The organism is Nitrospirillum guaranorum, from assembly GCF_034653275.1.
Classification (GTDB): Bacteria; Pseudomonadota; Alphaproteobacteria; order Azospirillales; family Azospirillaceae; genus Nitrospirillum.
On sequence record NZ_JAYEES010000001.1, the window covers coordinates 1 to 22,808 of the forward strand.

Here is a 22,808-nt window from a genome sequence, read left to right on the forward strand (position 1 = left end):
ATCACCAGGTCGCTGGTCGACAGGTTGGTGATGTTGCCGGCGACGGCGCCGTTGTTCGACAGCGTGCCCAGGCTGCCGCTGGCCGCGATGTACACGGCGGTCGGGCTGCTGATGGTGGTGACAATGTTCAGCGTGTCCAGCGCTGCGCCGATGTAGTCGTTGCCCGCCACAGCCATCAGATTGCTGCCCAGAACGGTGCCGCTGGCCGACAGGCCGGTGACGCCGCTGGTCACGGTGGCACCGGCGTAGCCGGAGCCGGTACCGCCCTGGATCAGCAGCATGCTGTCACTGGCGTAGTAGATGCCGGTAGCGCTGACCCCGGCGTTGACCACGCCGCCCGTCACGTTGGCAGCCCCGCTGACGGTCAGCACATGACCGCCCGTGGTCAGGGTGCCGCTGCTCTGGCTGAAGTTGCCCGTGACCGCCACGTCACTGGCCAGCGCGATGCTGGCGCCGGCGTTGCTGACCGTGTGCGTCACCACGTTGAGGGCGTCGCCCAGGCTGATGGCGCCGGACGCGAACACCACGTTGGACCCGGTGTTGGTGATGGTGCCGCCGGTGAAGCGACCCACCGCGCCGTTGCCCCCTCCGTTGATGGTGAGGTCCCGGGTGCTGGCGTTAACCACATTGCCGCTGATGGTGCCGCTGTTGGCCAGGCTGCCCAGCGTGCCCGTGCCGGCGATGTACAGCGCCGTGGCGCCGCCCGCATTGTTGGAAAGATTGCCGGTGACGTTCAGCGTGTTCAGGCTGGCGCCGATGTAGTCGTTGCCCGCCACCGCCAGCAGGGTGCTGCCGCTGACCGAGCCCTTGGCGTCCAGACCGGTCAGGCCGCTGGTGACCACGGCCCCGGTGTAGGACGACCCCGCCCCGCCCTGGATCAGGGTCACGCTGTCGCCGACAAAATAGTTGCCCACGCCGGAGACGCCGGCGCTGACCGTGCCACCGGTGACCAGCGCCGGGCCGCTGACCGTCAGCACATGGCCGTTCACGGTCAGGCTGCCGGCGCTCTGGGCATAGGTGCCGGTGACGCCCACGTCCGTGGTCAGCGCCAGGGCCGCCCCGATGTTGCTGACCGTGTGCGTGCCGCCCACGTCGATCTGGTCGCCCAGGGCGACCGCGCCCGACGCGAAGACGACGTTGGCGCCCGTGTTGCGGATGGTGCCGCCGCCGAAGCTGCCCACCACCGTGCCGCTGCCACCCCCAGTGGCGCCAATGATGGTCAGATCCCGGGCGGAGACGTTGGTGATGTTACCGCTGATCAGGCCGCTGTTGGCCAGGCTGCCCAGCGTGCCCGTGCTGGCGATGTACAGCGCCGTGGCGCCGCCCGCATTGTTGGCCAGCGTGCCCGTCACACTGAGCGTGGCCAGGCTGGCGCCGATGTAGTCGTTGCCCGCCACCGCCAGCAGATTGCTGCCGCTGGCGGCACCCGTGGCGTCCAGGCCCGTCAGGCCGCTGACCACCGTGGACCCGGTGTAGGTCGAGCCGTCGCCGCCCCGGATCAGGGTGACGCTGTCACCCACCAGGTAGTTGGCCGTGCCGCTCATCCCGGCATCCACCACACCGCCCGTCACCTGCGCCGCGCCGCTGACGCTCAGGGCATGCCCGGCCACCGACAGCGTGCCCGCCGTCTGGCTGTAGTTGCCCGTCACCGCCACGTCGCCGGCCAGCGTCAGGCTGGCGCCCGTGTTGGCCACCGTGTGGCCGGTCACGTCGATGGCGTCGGCCAGGCTGACGGCACCCGACGCGAAGGTCAGGTTGCTCAGGCTGTTGCGGATGGTGCCGCCCGAGAAGCCGCCCACCGCGCCGCCGGTGCCGCCCACGACCACCAGATCATTGGCGCTATTGTTGATGACATTGCCGATGATGGCCCCGCTGTTGGCCAGGGTGCCCAGGCTGCCGGCGCTGGTGATCAGCACCGCCGTGGCGGCGTTGATGGTGCCGCTGTTGGTCAGGGTGCCCAGAGTGCCGCCGACATAGTCGCTGAGCAGCGTCAGCAGCAGGTCGGTGGCCGATCCGTTCGTGCCACTGCCCAGCGTGGCGCTGAAGCCGCTGGCGGCCGCGCTGAGGCCGCTGGTGGTCAGGGTCCCGCCCACCTCGGCGATGGTGTAGCTCTGGCCCGCGATCAGGTTGCTGCCCGACAGCGCCGTCACGGCGACGGTGCCGCCGGTGAAGGCGGCGTCGCCGCTGACCAGCAGCTCACCCGCCGTGCCGCTGCCGATGCCCATGGCCAGGGTGCCCGCCGACTGGCTGTAGTTGCCCGTCACACTGATGGCGTTGGTCAGCAGCACGTTGGCGCCACTGTTCACCAGCGTGCCCGCGCCCACGGTCACCTGGTCGTTCAGCAGCAGGTTGCCGCCGGCCAGTTCCACGTTGCCCAGCGTGCTGCTGATCGTGCCGATGGCGCCGTTCTGGCCCGTCAGCGTGCCGATGGTGGAACCGGTGCCGCCGGTGAACACCAGGGCGTTGGCGCTGCTGTTCACCACGTTGCCGGATATCGTGCCGCTGTTGGCGATGGTGCCGATGCTGCCCTGGTTGTACAGGGCGGTCACGCCGGCGATGGTGCCGCTGTTGCTGACCGCCCCTATGCTACCGCTGTTGAACAGGCCATAGGCAGCACCACTGATGGTGCCGCTGTTGGCCACGGCGCCGATGCTGCCGGCATTGTCAAGGCCGGCCGCCGCTGGCGCCGGGCTGTCCAGCAGCGCGCCGGTGTTCACGACCGTGCCGATGGTCCCCTGGTTGTACAGGCCGATCAGGCCCGTGGCCGTGCCACTGTTGCTGACGAGACCCACAGTGCCGCGGTTCTGGATGCCGTACTGGGCGCCGTCCAGCAAACCGCTGTTGGCCAGCGTGCCCAGGCTGCCGCCGATGGCGATGTAGGCCGCCGTCACCACGCCGCTGATGGTGCCGCTGTTGTTCAGCGTTGCGAGGGTGCCGCCGATGTAGTCGTTCACCGCCGCCAGCACCAGGTCGATGTTGGACCCGATGGTGGTGACGCCGGCACCGATGGTCAGGCCGGTGATGCCTGAGGCGACGGTGACGCCGGTGTAGCTGGAGCCGGCACCACCCTGCACCAGGATGACGCCGTTGGGCGAGCCCACGATGTAGTTGGTCGTCGTGTCGAAGGTCGTGCTGACCACGCCGCCGCTGATGCTGGCCACCCCGCTGACCGCCAGATGGTTGCTGCCCAGCGCCAGCGTGCCCGTCGCCTGGGCATAGTTGCCCGTGATGCTGACCGTGTTGGCCAGCGTCAGCGTGGCGCCACTGTTCACCACCATGTGGCTGCCGACGTTGATGGCGTCGCCCACCACCTGGCTGCCGCCGGCGAAGACGACGTTGGAACCGGTGTTGGTGACGCTGCCGCCGGCCAGGGTACCGGCCAGGCCGGCGATGACAAGGTCACCCGCGGACAGGTTGACGATGTTGCCCTGGATCAGGCCGGCGTTGGCGATGGTGCCCAGGCTGGCGCTGGCGCCGTTGTAAATCGCGGTCACGCCCGAGATCACGCCCTGGTTCATCACGGTGCCGATGACGCCGGCGTTGCGGATGCCGGTGGCCGACCCGACGATGCTGCCCAGGAAGGGACCGAAGCCGATGTTGCCGACCAGCCCAAGGGTGCCGCTGTTGTTCAGGCCGATGGAGCCGGAGAGCAGGCCCGCGTTCTGGAAGACGGCGATGGTGCCCGCGTTGTTCACGCCGCTGGTCACGCCGGTCATGGTGCCGGCGTTGCCCAGGCCGTAGACAAAGCCCTGATTGTCCACGGCCGCCCCGGTCGTGCCGGTGATGGTGCCGTAGCTGGTCAGCGTGCCGATGCTGCCGCTGTTGGCCACACCCACCGCACCCACCATGACGCCCACGTTGCCCAGCGTACCCAGGGTCCCCAGCGTGCCGTTCAGGATGGAGCCGATGGAGCCCAGGTTGTTCAGGGCCGCCGTCGCGCCCTGCAGCGTGCCGCTGTTGGTCAGGCTGCCCAGGCTGCCCGTCGCCGCCACGTAGACGGCGCTGCTGGCGCTGATGGTGCCCGTGTTGTTGAGGGTGCCCAGCGTGGCGCCGATGTAGTCGTTCAGGCCCGCGACGACCAGGTTGGTGCCGCTGGTGGTCCCGGTCACGGCCACGCCGGTCACGCCACCGGCCGCCACGCTGGCGCCGGTGTAGCTGGAGCCGACACCGCCCGCCACCAGGGTGGTGGAACTGATCTGTCCTGCCAGGTAGTTGGCGGTACCGGACAGCGTGGCCACGACGGTGCCGCCGGTGATGCTGGCGGCGCCGCTGACCACCAGCCCGCCGCTGCCGACATCCAGCGTGCCGGCCGTCTGGCTGTACCGGCCCGTGACGCTGATCAAGCTGCCCAGGCGCACCGAGGCGCCGCTGTTCACCAGGGTGTTGGTCCCGCCCAGGTCGACCTGGTCGTTCAGCAGCAGGGCGCCCGATGCCAGCACCACGTCGGCGCCGCTGCTGGACAGGACGCCGATGCCGCCGCTCTGGCCGGTCAGGGTGCCGACCGTGCCGCCGGTGCCGCCCAGGATGGTCAGCACGCCGCTGCCGGCGTTGACGATGCTGCCGGCGATGGTGCCGCTGTTGACCAGCGTGCCGATGCGTCCCTGGTTAACCAGCGCGTTGCCGCCGTTCAGCAAGCCGCTGTTGGTGACGGTGCCGACCAAGCCGCCGCTGGCGATATAGATCGCGTTGTTGGCGTTGATGGTACCGGTGTTCCCGAGCCGCCCCAGCGTGCCGCCGACATAGTCGTTGTTGACGGCCAGCAACAGGTCGACCGTGCCGCCGATGGTGGCGATGGACGTGCCGGTGCTGAGGCCGGCGACGCTCGTAACGCTCAAGCCCGCGCCGGCGTAGCTGGAACCGGTGCCACCCTGCACCAGGGTATAGTCGCTGCCCGCCAGGTAGTTGCCCGTGCTGGACAGGTTGATGCTGACCTGACCGCCGCTGATGCTGGCGATGCCGCCGACCACCAGTTGGCTGACGCCGGGGCTGACCACCAGCGTGCCCGCCGACTGGTTGTAGTTGCCGGTGATGCTGACGCTGTTGGCCAGCGCCAGGTTGGCGCCGGTGTTCAGCACCGTGTTGGCGCCGACGTTGATGGCATCGCCCAGCGCCAGGGCGCCGGTGTTGAACACCACGTTGTGGGACGTGCTGGTGATGCTGCCACCGGTCAGGGTGCCCACGGTGCCGGCCGTGCCGCCGCCGATGGACAGGTCGCCCGCGCCGTTGTTGATGATGTTGCCGTTGATGACGCCGCTGTTGATCAGCGTGCCGATGGTGGCGCTGCCCGCCAGCGACAGGGCGCCCGTGCTGTTGCTGGTGCCCAGCACCGTGCCGCTGTTGATGAAGGTGTTGATGCCGGAACTGGCGAAAACGCCGCCGTTGCCGCCCATCACCCCGCTGTTGATCACGGTGCCGATGACGGCGCCGTGCTGGTAGAAGCCGAGGTTGCTGCCCATGCGGCCGCTGTTGATCAGCGTGCCGATGCTGCCGGCGTTGCTGATGGCGGTGTTGCCGGTGATGGTGCCGGCGTTGTTCAGCGTGGCGATGGTGCCGATGTTTTCCAGGCCATAGCTGGCGCCGATGATGGTGCCGCTGTTGCCCAGGGTGCCGATCAGCCCCGTGTTCTCCACACCGGCGCCGCTGACGGTGGCGGCGATGGTGCCGGCGGCGGCGTTCAGCAGCGTGCCGATGGTGCCGGTGTTGTAGAGGGCGTCGCTGAAGTGCGCGCCGGTGACACGGATGACGCCGCTGTTGGACAGCGTGCCGATGCTGCCGGCATTGCGCACGCCCGCCGCCGTGGTGCTGCCGCCCACGCCGGCCAGGGTGCCGCTGTTGTTCAGGGTGCCCAGGGTGCCGGTGGAAGTGACGTAGGCCGCGTACAGCACGCCGCCGATGCTGCCGGTGTTGCCCAGGCTGGCCAGGCTGCCGGCGATGTAGTCGTTCTGCGCCACGACCACCAGGTTGGTACCGTTAGTGGTGCCGCCCACGGCCAGGCCGAAGATGGTGCCGGCGGAAACGCTGACACCGGTGTAGTTCGACCCGACGCCGCCCGTCACCAGCGTGCTGCCCACCTGGCCCGCGATGTAGTTGACGGAACTGGACAGTGTGGTGACGACCGTGCCGCCGGTGATGCTGGCAGCATTGCTGACCACCAGCTGCGCGCCGCCGACATCCAGCGTGCCCGCCGTCTGGCTGTAGTTGCCGGTGATGCTGAGCGCCGTCAGCAGATTGACCGAGGCACCGGTGTTGGCCACCGTATGGCTGCCGACGTTGATGACGTCGTTCAACCACAGGGCGCCGGAGGCCAGCACCAGGTCGGCCGTGGTGTTGGTGATCACGCCGACACTGCCGCCAGCCCCGGTGAACAGGCCGCCCGCACCCAAGCCGCCGACCAGCGTCAAGGCGTGGCCGCCGGTGATGCTGATGTTGCCGGCGATGGTGCCGCTGTTGCTGATCGTGTCCAGTTCGCGGGTACTGTAGACGGCGATGGTGTCGCCCGACAGCAGGCCGCTGTTGTCCAGCGTGGTGATGGTGCCGGTGTTGGCCATGCCTATCCGGCCCGTCAGCGTGCCGCTGTTACTGATCAGGTCGATCATGGCGGTGGCGCCGTTGTTGAACAGGCCGAAGCTGGTGCCGACGATGCTGTTGGTGCTTAGCACCGTGCCGATGCTGCCCATGTTGAACACGCCGGAATAGGAACCCGAGAGCACGCCGGTGTTGTTCAGCGTGCCCAGGGTGCCATAGCGCCCGACATAGACCGGGTTGGTCGCGCTGAGCGTGCCGCTGTTGCCGACCGAGCCCAGGACCGTGCCGACATAGTCGTTCAGGCCCACGAGGTACAGGCTGTTGTTGGCGACGGAGCCCGTGACCTCCATCCCCTGGATGTTGGAGTTGTAGGTCAGGCCGGTATAGCTGGAGCCGGTCGTGCCGGTGATCACCGGGCCGGCGCCAAAGGTCTGGCCCACCAGCCCGTTGGGGCTGATGGAAATGTTGACCATGGCGATGGTGCCGCCGGTGACGGAGGCCACGCCGCCGACGGCCAGCTGGCCGGTGCCATAGTTGATCAACAGCGCGCCGGCGGACTGGTTGTAGGTGCCGGTGACATTGACCAGGGTGTTCAGTTGCACAGTGCCACCGCTGTTGACCAGCGTATGGCCGCCGACATTGACATCGTCGTTCAGGACCAGGTTGCCGGACGCCAGCACCACGTCGGCCAGCGTGCCGGCGATGGTGCCCAGGCCCGACTGGCCGGTGAAGGTGCTGAACAGGGTGCCGTTATAGCCCTGGATGGTCAGGGCGTTGGCCGAGGCGTTGACGATATTGCCCTGAATGACGCCGCTGTTGACCAGGGTGCCCAGGGACCCGGTGCTGGCGATATACACCGCCGTGCTGGCCGTCAGCAGGCCGCTGTTGGTCAGCGTCGCCAGCGTGCCGCCGATGTAATCGTTGGCGATGGCCAACACCAGGTTGTCGCCCAGGATGGTGGTGGCCAGGCCCAGGCCGGCGACGGTGCCCGCCGCCGTGATGGTGGCGCCGGCATAGCTGGAGCCGGCGCCGCCGGTCACCACCGTGGTCAGGCTGTTGGCCAGGTAGTTGCCGGCGCCGGACAGGCTGATCTGCACCAGGCCGCCGCTGATGCTGGCGGCGCCGCTGACCGCCAGTTCACCCAGCGTGCCCAGGGCCAGCGTGCCCGCCGTCTGGCTGTAGGCGCCGGTGATGCTGATCATGGTGCCCAGGCGCAGGGTGGCGCCGCTGTTCACCACCGTGTGGCCGCCGACGTCGATGGCGTCGCCCAGCGCCAGTTGGCCACCGGCGAACACCAGATTGGCGGCGGTGTTGCCGATGCTACCGCCCGTCAGGGTGCCGGCGGCGGCGATGCCGCCCGTCAGCACCAGATCCCGCGCCGACAGGTTCACGATGTTGCCGCTGATGGTGCCGCTGTTGGCCAGCGTGCCCAGGGTGGCGCCGGCCGCATTGTAGACCGCCGTGGCGCCCGACAGCACCCCCTGGTTCACCAGGGTGCCGATGGTGCCGAGGTTGTTCACCGCGGCGATGGAGCCCAGCAGGGCGCCGGCGTTGGTCAGGGTCCCCACGCTGCCGCTGGCCGCGATATAGATGGCGTTGTTGGCGCTGAGGGTCCCGGTATTGACCAGGCTGCCCTGGACGCCGCCCAGGTAATCGTTGAGGGTCAGCAGGTACAGGCTGTCCCCGCCCACGCTGCCCGCCACTTCCAGGCCGGTGACGGGCGAAGCGTAGGTCAGGCCGGTGAAGGTCGACCCGGCGCCACCCGCCACGACCAAGCCGCCGCCGCTACCGGCCAGCACGTTGTCGGTGCTGGCGACGCCGGCCAGCGCCACCGTGCCACCGGTCAGAACGGCGGCGCCGCTGACCACGAGTTGGCCGGCGCCGGAGGACAACGCCAGGGTGCCGGCGCTTTGGCTGTAGGTGCCGGTGACGCTGATCAGGGTGTCGAGCCGGACCGAGGCGCCGCTGTTAACCAGCGTGCCACCGCCCACGTCCACCCGGTCGTTCAGCAGCAGGCTGCCGGACGCCAGCACCACGTTGGCGCCGCTGCTGGTCAGGGTGCCCACGCCGGTATAGCCGGTGAGCGTACCCACCGTCCCATTGCCGCCGCCGGCGATGGTGAGGTCGACGCCGCCGGTGTTCTGGATGTCGCCGGCGATGGTGCCGCTGTTGACCAGCAGGCCGATGGTGCCGCCGTTGGCCAGCGCGACGGGGCCGCTGATCAGGCCGGTGTTGGACAGGACGCCGATGGTGCCCTGGTTGCCCACCGCCCCCTGCGTGCCAGAGCCCGCGGAGATCTGGGAATTGACCACGCGGCCGCTGTTGACCAGCGTGCCGATGCTGCCGGTGTTCAGGACGCCGTTGGTGCCATCGGCCAGCAGGGTGCCGCTGTTGGTCAGCAGGGCGACGACGCCGTTGTTGAGAATGCCCGTACCCGCCACGCTGATCCAGGCGGTGTTCAACAGGGTGCCCACGCTGCCCAGGTTGTTGACGCCCCAGGTGCCGTTGATGGTGCCGTCGTTGCTGAGCGTGCCGACGCTGCCCGTGCCGGCCACGAACATGCCCGCGCCGACACTGAGCGTGCCGGTGTTGCTGAGCGTGGTCAGGGTGCCGCCGACGTAGTCGTTGGCGATGGTCATCAGCAGGTCTTGGCCGGCGGTGCCGCCGCTGGTGGCCAAACCGCCGATGGTGGTCGTGATCGAGGCCCCGGCATAGCTGGAACCCGCCCCGCCCCGCACCAGGGTATAGGACGCCCCCACCAAGTAATTGCCGCCGGCGTCCAGGTTGCCCAGGACCACGCCGCCGCCGATGCTGGCGGCGCCGCTGACCGTCAACGGGCTGGTGCCGGCGGTCACCGCCAGGGTGCCGCCCGTCTGGCGATAGGCGCCGGTGATGCTGACGCTGCCCGGCAGCGCCAGGGAGGCGCCGCTGTTCACCACCGTGTGGCCGGTGGCGTTGATGGCGTCGTTCAGCAGCAGGTTGCCGCTGGCGAAGACCAGGTCGCCGCCGGTGTTGGTGATGCCGCCCAGCCCCGATTGGCCGGTCAGGGTGCCCAGGGTGCCGAAGCCGCCGCCGGTGATGGTCAGCGTGCCGCCGCCGTTAATGATGTCGCCCTGGATCAGGCCGTTGTTGGCCACCAGGCCCACCGTGCCGGCGATGTAGAGGGCCGCGGCGCTGCCGCTGAGCGTGCCGCTGTTGAGCAGCGTGCCGATGCTGCCCCCCGCCGCGACATGCAGGGCGTGGGTGACGCCACTGACGCTGATGGTGTTGGCCAGGGTGGCCACGCCGGCGCCGACATAGTCATTGGCGAACGCCAGCAGCAGGTTGGTGCCATTGATCGTCCCGGCGCCGGCGAGGCCGGTGGCGCCGGTGGCCTGGACGGTGGCGCCGAGGTAGCTGGACCCGGTGGTGCCGGCCACCAGCGTGGCGGCGTTCCCCGCCAGGTAGATGCCGGTGCCGGACAGGCTGGCCAGGACCGTGCCGCCGGTGATGCCGGCCACGCCGCCGACCGCCAGCTGGGCGCCATCGCCCACCACCAGCGTGCCGGCCGACTGGCTGTAGGCGCCGGTGATGCCGATGACGCTGGCCAGGGTCAGCGCGGCGCCACTGTTCACCACCGTGTGGCCGGAAACATTGACGGTGTCGTTCAGCAGCAGGTTGCCGGATGCGAACACCACGTTGCCCAGCGTGTTGCTGAGGGTGCCCAAGATGCCGAGGGTGGCCCCGGCCAAGGTGCCGACCGTGCCGCCCAGCCCGCCGGTGAAGACCAGGTCCTGTGTCGCCAGGTTGACGATGTTGCCCGCGATCAGGCCGCTGTTGCTGATGGTGCCCAGGGTGGCGGTGGCGCGATTGAACAGGGCGGTGCGGCCGCTGATCGTGCCGCTGTTGGCCAGGGTGCCGATGGTGCGGGAGTTGTAGAGACCGTAATGGGTCCCGCTGATGATGCCCTGGTTGACCAGGGCGGCGATGGTGCCGCCATTGTTCACGCCGGCGGCCAACGGCGCGGGGGCGTCCACCAGGGCACCGGTGTTCAGCACCGTGCCGATGCTGCCTTCGTTGTAAAGGCCGATGCTGCCGGTGGCCGTGCCACTGTTCTGAAGCTGGCCGATGGTACCCTGGTTCAGGATGCCGTAGAGCCGGCCAGACAGCAGGGCGCTGTTGGTCAGTGTGCCGACGCTGCCGCTGCTGGCGACCCTGAGGGGAATAGTGACGCCGCTGATGGTGCTGGTGTTGTTCAGCGTGGCCAGGGTGCCGCCGACATAGTCGCTGAGCGGGTTGATCAGCAGGGCGACCGTGCCGCCGACGGTCGCCGTGGTGCCTGCCAGGACCAGGCTGCCAATGGTGGAGCCAACCGTGACGCCGGTATAATCGGACCCCGCCCCGCCCTGCACCACCGTGCCGGCGATGGTGTTGACGAGATAGGTGCCGGCGCTGTCCAGCAGGGCGACCACGCTGCCGCCGCTGATGCTGGCGACGCCGCTGACGGACAACAGGCCCGTGCCCGGCATCAGGACCAGGCCGCCCCCCGTCTGGGTATAGTTGCCGGTGATGGCGATGTGCGTTCCCAGGGTCAGTCCGGCGCCACTGTTGACCACCGTGTGGCCGCCGACGTCGATCTGGTCGTTCAGCGCCAGGTAGCCGGAGGCGAACACCAGGTTGGCGCCGGTGCTGGTGATGGTGCCGGCGTTGGTCAGCGTCGCGCCGGTCAGCAGGCCCGCCTGCCCGGTATTGGTGCCGCCACTGATGGTCAGCGGCCGGGTCCCGCCATTGACGATGTTGCCCTGCACCGTGCCGCTGTTGACCAGGCCGCCCAGCGTGCCGGCGCCGCCGATGGAGATGGCGGTGGTGGCGCCGGTCAGTTGCCCGCTATTGCTGAGCAGGTCCAGCGTGCCGTTGACCTGCACCCCCCCACCGCCGGTGATGGTGCCGCTGTTGGCCAGCGTGCCGATGCGGCCGCCGTCGCTGATCCCGCCCTGGATCAGGGCGCTGTTGGCCAGGAGGCTGATGGCGCCGCTGCTGCTGATGCCGTGTTGGAGGGTGCCAGAGTTGCTGAGGGTGCCGATGCTGCCGTAGTTCGTCAGGGCCGGCAGGCTGGTCGAGCTGATGAGGCCGGCATTGTTCAGGGTGCCGATGGTGCCGTTGTTGACCACGCCCAGGAAATTGCCGGCGATGGTGCCCGGACCCGCGTTGAGCAAGGTGTCGATGACACCCTCGTTATCCAGCGGGTTGCCGCCGGTCAGGGTGCCGGCATTGATGATCGTGCCGACGTGGCCGCTGGTCGCGACATAGATGGGAACGCCGCTGCCCAGGCTGCCCGAATTGGTCAAGGTGGCGAGGGTGCCGCCGACATAGTCGCTGATGGCCGTGGCCCGCAGGCTGATGGTGCCGCCGCCGCTGACCGTTCCCGTCTGCAGGGCGAGGGACAGGCCCCCCGCCTGCGCCTGGACGCCAGTGTAGTCGGAGCTGGCGTTGCCCGTCACCAGGGTGCCGATGACGGACCCAGCCAGATAGTTCCCGGTGCTGGACAGGCTGGTGACGACGGAACCGCCGGTCAGGCTGGCGGCACCGGTCACGACCAGCCGGCTGGCGCCCGCCGCCATGGTCAGCCCACCCCCCGACTGGCTGTAGTCGCCCGTCACGGTGACGATGCTGTCCAGCCGCACCGAAGCGCCGCTGTTCACCAAGGTGTGGCCGGTGACGGTGACGGCGTCGTTCAGCGCCAGGTTGCCCGAGGCCAGGGTGATGTTGGCCAGGGTGCTGGTGATGGTGCCCATGCCGGACACGCCGGTCAGGGTGCCGACGGTGGTGTCGCTGCCGCCTTGAATGACCAGGGCGCGGGCGCCGTCGTTGGTGATGTCGCCGACCAGGGTGCCGCTGTTGACCAGCGTGCCCAAGGTGCCCGTGCCGCTGATATACACCGCCTGCTGGCTGGCCGAGCCGACCGCCAGCAGGCCGCTGTTCCGCAGCGTGCCCAGGGTGCCGTCGACGTAGACGGCCTGGAAGCCGTCCTGGCGGATGGTGAAGAGGCCGCTGTTGTCCAGCAGGTCCATGCGCCCGGTCAGCGACAGGCCGATGATGCTGCTGAAGATGGTGCCGCTATTGGACAGGGTGCCATAGGCGCCATCGCCGCGGATGGCGGTGCTGGCGCTGAAGATGGTGCCGGCGTTCTGGATGGACGCGATGGTGCCGTGGTTCAGGATGCCGACGGTGGCCCCCAGGGTGCCGCTGTTGGTCAGCGTGCCCAGCGTGCCGGAGGCGGCGACGTAGACGGCGGTGTTGAAGCCGATGCTGCCGGTGTTGGAAACGCTGGCGATCGACCCGCCGATGTAGTCGTTGGAATTGTACGCCACGTAGGCGAAGTACTCGCCCGAGCCGGACAGCGTGCTGGCCCAGCCTTGCAGGGTGGTGGCGAACGCCGCCCCCTGGCCCATGGTGTCGTGGGCGCCCACCCAGCTCACCGGGGCGGTGGCGCTGATGCTGGAGCTTTCGCTCTGCACCAGGGTGATCTTGTCCCCGGCCAGGTAATTGGCCTGGTCATTCAGGATGACGTTGACTCGGCCGCTGTTGATGCTGACGGCACCCGGGGCGAACAACTGGCCGGCGCCGGCCACGATGTTCAGCGTGCCGCCGTTCTGGACGAAGTTGCCACCGAACAGCGTGACCGCCGACCCGACCAGGCTGTTGTGGCCGGAGATGCTGATGACGCTGTCCAGCGTCAGGCTGGCGCTGTTGATGACCGTGTGGGTCCCGACATTGAGGGTGTCGTTCAGCGCCAGGGCGCCGCCGCTGAACACCAGGTTCCCGGCGGTGTTGCTGATGGTGCCCAGGCCCGTCAGGCCGGTCAGGGTGCCGACGGTGCCGTTGGCGCCGCCACCAATGGTCAAGCCGACGGTGCCATTGTTGACGATATTGCCCTGGATCAGGCCGCTGTTGCTGATCGTGCCCACCTGGGCGCTGGCCCCGATGGCCAAGGCCTGCGTGCCCTTCAGCGTGCCGCTGTTCAGCAGCGCCGACAGGGCGGCGTTGGCGACGATGGCCTTGTGCGCCGCGGTGATGGTGCCGCTGTTGCTGATGGTGCCGATGGCGGCGCTCATGTAAACGCCGCTGGCGTTGGCGGCGATGGTACCGTTGTTCACCAGCGTCTGGATCGTGCCCGCCGCCTGGAACAGGCCGTAGTTGTTGCCGATCAGGCCGTCGTTCAGCAGCGTGAGGATGGTGCCGTCGTTGCGCAGGCCCTGCTGCGCGCTGGCGCTGTTGGACCGGATGGTGCCGCCGCTGGCGTTGTCCAGCAGCTGGATGGTGCCCATGTTCTGCAGGCCGCCGTCGTGGCCGGTCATGAGGCCATCGTTGACGACGGTGTTCAGGATGCTTTGGTTGATCAGGCCGTAGCCCACCGTGCCGGCCAGGCCGGCGAAGGTGCCGCCCACCGTGTTGATCAGCGTGGCGATAGTGCCCCGGTTCAGCAGGCCATAGCCGCCGTTGACGCCGTCGCCGCTGACGACGCCGCTGTTGGTCAGGGTGCCGATGGTGCCGGCGATGGAGGCGCCGTAGCCCGTGACGGCGCCGGCGCCCGCCAGCGTGCCGCTGTTGCTGACCGTGCCGATGCTGCCCGTGCCGCGCACGAACAGGGCCGTCTGCACACCGGCCCCGCCGATGCTGAGGCTGTTGTCCAGCGAGGGGAGCACGGTGGCGATGTAGTCGTTGGCGCTCATCACCACCAGGTTGGTGCCCACGGTGGTGCCTGACACCGCCAGGCCGGTGACCCCGCCGCTGGAAACCGAGACGCCGGTGTAGCTGGACCCGGCGCCGCCCGCCACCAGGGTGGCGCCCGCCTGCCCGGCGATGTAGTTGTTCAAGGCAGACAGGGTGGCGACCACCGAGCCGCCGGACACCACCGCCGCCCCGCTGACCACCAGTTCGGCGCCGTTGGCCAGCCGCAGGGTGCCGGCGGACTGGCCGTAGTTGCCGGTGACGTTGATGATGGTGTTCAGCACGACGTTCGCGCCGCTGTTCACCAGCGTGTGGCTGGCGACGTTGACATTGTCGTTCCACACCATGTCGCCGGCGGACAGGGTCACGTCGGCGAAGGCGCTGGTGAGATAGCCGACGCTGCCGGCCGTGCCGGTATAGGTGCCGAACGTGCCGCTGCCGCCCGCCAGGTTCAGGCCCCGGCCGTTGATGGTGCCGGCGATCACCCCGCTGTTGACCAGGGTGCCGAGGTAGCCGTTGCTGCTGACCGTGCCGTTGGACACGCCGCCCAGTCGCACGGCCGTGCGGCCGCTGATGGTGCCGCTGTTGACCACCGAGCCGACGGTGCCGCCCAGGATGTTGAGCGCCACCACCGAGCCCGAGCCGCTGGTGCTGCTGTTGGTGATGAGGCCCGAGTTGGACAGCGTGCCGATGGTACCGATCAGCGACCCGGTCACCCCGGCATAGACGGCGCCATTGTTGGTGGCGCTGTCGGCGATGGTGCCGCTGTTGGTGAAGGCGGTGATGAGGCCGGCGGTATACACGCCCGCCGCGTTACCGATGCCGCTGATCAGACCGGCGTTGTTCAGGGTGCCGATGGTGCCGCCCAGCAGCTTCACGCCCACGGCGTTGCCGGACAGGGCGGTGATGGTGCCGGTGACGCTGTTGTCCAGTTCCCCGATGGTGGCGCCCAGCGTGGCCAGCAGGCCGACGGCGCTGGCCGTGCCCGCCACCTGCCCGCTGTTCTGAATGGTGGCGATGGTGGCGCCCGCCGCCAGGACGATGCCGGCGTTGCTGCTGTTGGCCGTGCCCATCACGGTGCCGGCGGTGCTGTTCACCAGGGTGCCCAGGGCGCCGGCCACGTATATGCCGGCGCCGGTCTTCAGCGATCCGCTGTTGGACAGGCTGCCCAGGCTGCCGGTGGCGGCGATGTAGACCGCACCCGCCCCCTGGGTGATGCTGCCGGTGTTGACGATGCTGCCCAGCGTGCCGCCGACATAGTTGTTGGCAACGGTCATCACGATGTCGTTGGCGCCGCCGCCGCCCAGCGTCGCCGCCTGGCCGGTGACGGTGCCGAGCGAATAGCGGGTGAAAGTGAAGTTGGACGAACCGGCGGAAAGCAGGGTGCTGGTGCCGACGGTGTAGTTGCCGGTGGCGGCCAGGGTGCTGGCGACCCGGCCGCCGTTGATGGTGGCCACACCACTGATGCTCAACCGGCCGTCGGGGGCGATGGCCAGGGTGCCGCCGCTCTGGGTGAAGTTGCCGGCGATGCTGATGGTATTGGTCACCGACAGGGTGGCGCCGGTGTTCTGCACCGTGTGGCCGGTGACGTCGATGGCGCCGTTCAGCAACTGGTTGCCGGCGGCGAACACCAGGTTGCTGCTGGTGTTATTGATGTTCGACAGCGTGCCGACGGTGCCCGCCGTCCCGCCCACGATGGTCAGGTCGTTGGCGCTGTTGTTGGTGATGGCGCCCTGGATGGTGCCGCTGTTGACCAGGGTGCCCAGCGTGCCGTTCAGCACGATGGCCGAGCCGCCGGAGACCAGGCCGCTGTTGATGACGGTGCCGACGCTGCCGCCCAGGTTGATGCCCGTGCCGGATGCGCCGATGCTGCCGCTGTTGATCAGGACGCCCAGGGTGCCGCCAGCGGCGACGCCGGCGCTGAGGCCCAGGATGGTGCCGCGGTTGCTGAGCGTGCCCAGGGTCCCGTTCACCTGGACGCCCGTGTGGCTGGCGATGGTGCCGTCGTTCTGCAGGCTGCCCAGGGTGCCGCCCACCTGGACACCGAGGTCGATGTTGCCGCTGACACCCCTGCCGATGAAGCCCGTGGTGGTGTTGACCAGGGTGCCCAGGGTGCCGTCGATGCCGACGCCGACGTTGCCGCCGCTCAGCGTGCCGCTGTTCGCCAGGCTGCCCAGGCTGCCGGTCGCGGCGATGTAGACGGCGGTGTCGATGCCGCCGATGGAACCGCTGTTGACGATGCTGCCCAGCGTGCCGCCGACGTAGTCGTTGCCGATGGTCAGCAGCAGGGCGTTGCCGCCGCCCGCGACGCCGGCCGCCAGGTGGGAGACCGCATCACCCAGAACGGCGGTGTAGTTGGATCCGCTGCCGCCGGCCACCAGCGTGCTGGCGCTGACGGTGTAGTTGCCCGTGGAGGACAGGCCGGCCTGAACCGTTCCGGCGATGCTGGCGGCGTCGCTGACCACCAGTTGGCTGGTGCCGGCGATCAGCGACAGGGTGCCGGCGGCCCCTTGGGTGTAGGCGCCGGTGATGCTGACGATGCTGGTCAGCGTCAGCGAGGACCCGGTGTTGAAGACGGTCTGGCCGGTGGCGACGATGCTGTCGTTCAGCAGCAGGCTGCCGCCGGCGAAGACCACGCCCGCGCCGCTGGTCAGGGTGCCCTGGTTGGTCAGGGTGTTGCCCGTCAGCGTGCCGATGGTGCCGCCCGTGCCCCCCGTGATGGTCAGCGCCGAGGCCGCGTCGTATTCGATGTTGCCGGCGATGGTGCCGCTGTTGGCCAGCAAGCCCACCGACCCGGCGGGACCGGTGTACAGCGCCCGCGCCGCCTGGATCAGGCCGCTGTTGTTCAGCGTGCCGATGGCGCCGATGTTGTACAGGGCCGAGGCGCCGCCGTTGGTGCCCCGGATGGTGCCGCTGTTGCTGAGCGTCCCGATGGTGGCCAGGGTGCCGGCGTTGCTGTTGTTGGACAGCGCCACCCAGGCGCCCTGGATCAAGCCGCTGTTGCTGAGGGTGGCGATGGTGCCCCGGTTCGACAGGGCGTAGGTGCCATCGATCGACCCGCTGTTGGAAAGGCTGCCGATGCTGGCGCCAGCGGCATTAACGAAGGCCGACGGCCCGGTGATGCGGCCCGAGTTGTTGGACAACACGCCAATGCTGCCCAGGTTGTACACCCCGGCGCCGAGAACCGTGCCCGTCAGCGTGGCGCTGTTGGTGAAGGTGCCCAGGCTGCCGGTGGCGGCCACGTACAGGCCATACTTGCCGCTGATGTCGCCGGTATTGCCGATGGAAGCCAGGCTGCCGCCGACATAGTCGTTGGCGACGGTCAGCAGCAGGTTGTTGCCGCCATCCATCGACAGGCCAGCCGCCAGGCGGGAAACCGCGTCACCCAGAACGGCGGTGTAGTTGGATCCGCTGCCGCCGGCCACCAGCGTGCTGGCGCCGACGGTGTAGTTGCCCGTGGAGGACAGGCCGGCCAGAACCGTGCCGGCGATGCTGGCGGCGCCGCTGACCACCAGTTGGCTGGTGCCGGCGATCAGCGACAGGGTGCCGGCGGCCCCTTGGGCATAAGCGCCGGTGATGCTGACGATGCTGGTCACCGACAGGTTGGCGCCGGTGTTCTGCACCGTGTGGCCGGTGACGTCGATGGCACCGTTCAGCAACTGGTTGCCGGCGGCGAACACCAGGTTGCTGCTGGTGTTATTGATGTTCGACAGCGTGCCGACGGTGCCGACCGTCCCGCCCACGATGGTCAGGTCGTTGGCGCTGTTGTTGGTGATGGCGCCCTGGATGGTGCCGCTGTTGACCAAGGTGCCCAGCGTGCCGTTCAGCACAATGGCCGAGCCGCCGGAGACCAGGCCGCTGTTGACGACGGTGCCGATGCTGCCGCCCAGGTTGATGCCGGTGCCGGACGCGCCGATGCTGCCGCTGTTGATCAGGACGCCCAGGGTGCCGCCGGCGGCGACGCCGGCGCTGAGGCCCAGGATGGTGCCGCGGTTGCTGAGCGTGCCCAGGGTCCCGTTCACCTGGACGCCCGTGTGGCTGGCGATGGTGCCGTCGTTCTGCAGGCTGCCCAGCGTGCCGCCCACCTGGACGCCGAGGTCGATGTTGCCGCTGACGCCCCTGCCGATGAAGCCCGTGGTGGTGTTGACCAGGGTGCCCAGGGTGCCGTCGATGCCGACGCCGACGTTGCCGCCGCTCAGCGTGCCGCTGTTCGCCAGGCTGCCCAGGCTGCCGGTCGCGGCGATGTAGACGGCGGTGTCGATGCCGCCGATGGAGCCGCTGTTGACGATGCTGCCCAGCGTGCCGCCGACATAGTCGTTGCCGATGGTCAGCCGCAGGGCGTTGCCGACGCCCGCGACGCCGGCCGCCAGGCGGGAGACCGCGTCGCCCAGAACGGCGGTGTAGTTGGATCCGCTGCCGCCGGCCACCAGCGTGGTGGCGCCGACGGTGTAGTTGCCCGTGGAGGACAGGCCGGCCTGAACCGTTCCGGCGATGCTGGCGGCGTCGCTGACCACCAGTTGGCTGGTGCCGGCGGTCAGCGACAGGGTGCCGGCGGCGCCTTGGGTGTAGGCGCCGGTGATGCTGACGATGCTGGTCAGCGTCAGCGAGGACCCGGTGTTGAAGACGGTCTGGCCGGTGGCGACGATGCTGTCGTTCAGCAGCAGGCTGCCGCCGGCGAAGACCACGCCCGCGCCGCTGGTCAGGGTGCCCTGGTTGGTCAGGGTGTTGCCCGTCAGCGTGCCGATGGTGCCGCCCGCGCCCCCCGTGATGGTCAGGGCCGAGGTCGCATCGTATTCGATGTTGCCGGCGATGGTGCCGCTGTTGGCCAGCAGGCCCACCGAACCGGCGGGCCCGGTGTACAGCGCGCGCGCCGCCTGGATCAGGCCGCTGTTGTTGAGCGTGCCGATGACGCCGATGTTGTACAGGGCCGAGGCGCCGCCGTTGGTGCCGGTGATGGTGCCGCTGTTGCTGAGCGTCCCGATGGTGGCCAGGGTGCCGGCGTTGCTGTTGTTGGACAGCGCCACCCAGGCGCCTTGGATCAAGCCGCTGTTGCTGAGGGTGGCGATGGTGCCCCGGTTCGACAGGGCATAAGTGCCATCGATCGACCCGCTGTTGGAAAGGCTGCCGATGCTGGCGCCAGCGGCATTAACGAAGGCCGACGGCCCGGTGATGCGGCCTAAGTCGTTGGACAGCAGGCCGATGCCGCCCAGGTTGTATACCCCGGCGCCGAGAACCGTGCCCGCCAGCGTGGCACTGTTGGTGAAGGTGCCCAGGGTGCCGGTGGCGGCCACGTACAGGCCATACTTGCCGCTGATGTCGCCGGTATTGCCGATGGAAGCCAGGCTACCACCGACATAGTCGTTGGCGATGGTCAGCAGCAGATTGTTGCCGATGATGGTGGCACCGGCCCCCACCACACCCGTTACTGTCTGCGTGCTGATGAGGGCACCGCTGTAGTCGGCCCCGCCGCCAGCGCTGATCAGGGTGGTGGTGCCGGTCGCCAGGTAATTCCCCGTCGCGGACAGGCCGGCCAGGACGGTGCCCGCGATGGTGGCGGCGTCGCTCACCACCAACCCGCCGCTGCCGCTGGAGCCTATCTGCAGGGTTCCGGACGCGCCCTGGCTGTAGGCGCCGGTGATGCTGACGATGCTGGCCAGGATCAGGGTGGCGCCGGTGTTCTGGACCGTGGCGCCGCCGCTGGCGGTGACGCTGTCGTTCAGCAGCAGGTTGCCGCCGGTGAAGACCACGTTGGCGTTGCTGATGAGCGCGCCCTGGTTACCGGCCTGCCCGGTCAGGGTGCCGATGGTCGCCCCGGTACCGCCGCCGATGTTGAGGGCGCGGCCGCTACGGTTGTTCACGGTGCCTTGGATCAGGCCGCTGTCCACCAACGTGCCCAACACCCCGTCGACAACCAGGGCGCTGGCGATGCCGCTGATCGTGCCGCTGTTGACCAGCGTCTGGATGGTGCCACCAACGGCCACGGCCCGCGTGGCGCCGGTGATGGTGCCGCTGTTGAGCAGGGTGCCGGTGGTCCCCTGCCCATAGTAGCCGAGGCTGCCGCCGCTGAGGACGCCGCTATTGCTGACCAAGCCGATGGTGCCGAGGTTCGACACCGCCACGGAACCGCCATGGATGGAACCAGCGTTGCTGAGCGTACCCAGCGAGCCCAAGACATAGACACCAATGGCGGAGGTTGAGCGCACGCCGCTGCTGGTGATCGTGCCGGTGGCCTGGTTGACCAGCGTGCCCAAGGTGCCACCCGCGGCGACCTTGACGCCGATGGTGTCGCTGCTGATGGTGCCGCTGTTGTCGAGCGTGCCGACGGTGCCGCCGCTGTAGACAAAAACGCCAACCTGCGTGCCAACGACCCGGCCGCTGTTGGTGATTTGGCCCATTTTGCCGACGTTGAAAATACCGGCGGTGAGGCCGGTGATCAGGCCGGTGTTGGTGATCTGGCCGATGGAGGCGCTGCCGCTGGAATTGCCGACGCCGCTGCCGGTGCCGCCGCTGATGGTGCCGCCAAGGTTGAGGACGGCGCCGATGGTGGTTGAGTTCCGGGCGCCGCTCGTCGAGCCATAGACGAAGCCGGTGTTGAGCAGGGTGCCCAGGGTGCCGCCGTTCACATAGATGCCGTTGACGGAACCGAACAGCGTGCCCGTGCTGCTGACCGTGCCCACGGATCCGCCCGTAAGGGCAACGGCGGAGACATTGCTGTGGATAGTGCCGCCGGTGTTGAGGACGGCGCCAATGGTACCGGCGTTGGCGATGCCGCTGGCCGTCGTGCCATCGATCAGACCGGTGTTGACCAGCGTGCCGATGACGGCGCCGCTGAGCAGGCGCACGCCTCGGGATGACCCGGACAAGGTGCCGGTGTTGCTGACCGTGCCCACCGACCCGGTGGCGGCAAGGTAGACGGCGGTGCCGACGCCGCTGATGGTGCCGGTGTTGCTGATCGTGCCCAGGCTGGCGCCGACATAGTCGTTCAGCGCCACGGCCACCAGGTTGTCGCCGCTGGCACCCAGGGTTCCCGTCAGGCCGGTCAGCACAACGCTGTTGAAGGCCAGGGTGTAGCTGGAACCGGCACCGCCCGCGATCACCGTGCCGGCCACCGCGCCGGTGAGGTAGTTGCCGGTGCTGGACAGGGTGGTATTGACGCTACCCATCACGGTGGCGGCGCCACTGACGGTCAGTTCGGCGCCCGCTCTAACGGAAAGGGTGCCGGTGGACTGGGTGTAGGCGCCGGTTATGGCGATGACGCTGGTCAGCGTCAGATTACCGCCGGCGTTGACGACCGTGGCGGCGGTGATGCTGTCGTTCAGCCACACGTTGCCATTTAGGGTCAGGTTGGCGGCGCCGGTGCTGATGCGCCCCTGGACGCCGGTGGCCGTGCCGCTCAAGGTGCCGTTACTAATGGTCAGATCAGCGCCACTGCTGTCGATGATGTCGCCGGCGATAAGCTTGGTGTTGACTATGCTGGTCAGGACACCGGCGATGCTGATGGCCGTGGCGCCCTGGATCGTGCCACTGTTGGACAACTTAGCGATTGTACCCAGTACATAGAGGCCGGCACCGCCGGTGGTAGCTGACAGCGTGCCGCTGTTGGTCAGGGCGCCGATGCTACCGGTGCTGGCGACATAGACGGGATAATTCTGCCCGCTGATGGTCCTGCTGGTCGATAGACTGGCGACGGTGCCGCCAAAATAGTCGTTGAGCGCGGCAATGGTCAGGATGGTGGTGCCAACCGAACCGACGGTGCCGAAGGACAGGCCCGTGATCGTGTTCACAACGGGTGTAAGGCCGCTGAAACTTCCCGTACTGATGCTCACCAGCGTATAGGAAGTGTTGGAGGTCGAACCGACGATGTAATTGCCGGTGGCCAGCGGGGCGACAGTTATGGTGCCCCCAACCGTGGACGTGGCGCCGGCGCTGCTGACGTTCAGGCGTGTCACCCCGGGATTCAGGGTCAGCGTGCCGCCGGCACTCTGGGAGAAGGTGCCGCTGACCTGGATGGTGTTGCCCAGAGTCAACGACGCGCCACTGTTCACCACGGTATGGCCGGTGGCGGTGATGCTGTCGTTCAGCAGCAGGTTGCCCGAAGAGAACGTCAGGTTGGCCAGGGTGCTGACGATGGTGCCCATGCCGGACTGGCCGGTCAGGGTGCCGATGGTGCCGGACGCGCCGCCGGCGATGGTCAGCGCGTTGGCGCTTTTGTTGAGAATGTTGCCGGCGATGAGGCCGCTGTTGGTCACAGGGCCCAGCGTGGCGCCGGACGCCACGAGCAGGGCGGTGGCGCCGGTCACGGTACCGCTGTTGTTGATGATACCGACCGTGCCGCCATTGATGGAAATACCGACCTGCGTCCCGACAATCTGGCCGCTGTTGGTGATCGTGCCGATGGTGCCTTGGCTGTAAATGCCCCCGGTATTGCCGCTGATCAGCCCGCTGTTGGTGATCTGGCCGATCGAGGCGCCACTGGCGTTGGCGCCGATGCCGCTGCTGTTGGCGCTGAGGATGGTGCCGGTATTGACAATGGTGGCGATGGTGCCGCCGTCGTTGGCGATGCCGCCGGCCAC

At 68.7% G+C, this 22,808-nt stretch carries 1 protein-coding gene; it reads right to left on the minus strand.

The window, feature by feature from the left end:
* Window positions 1-22,808: hypothetical protein (locus tag UAJ10_RS00005; protein WP_322913053.1), on the minus strand; the 22,808-nt coding region annotated here is incomplete at its 3' end.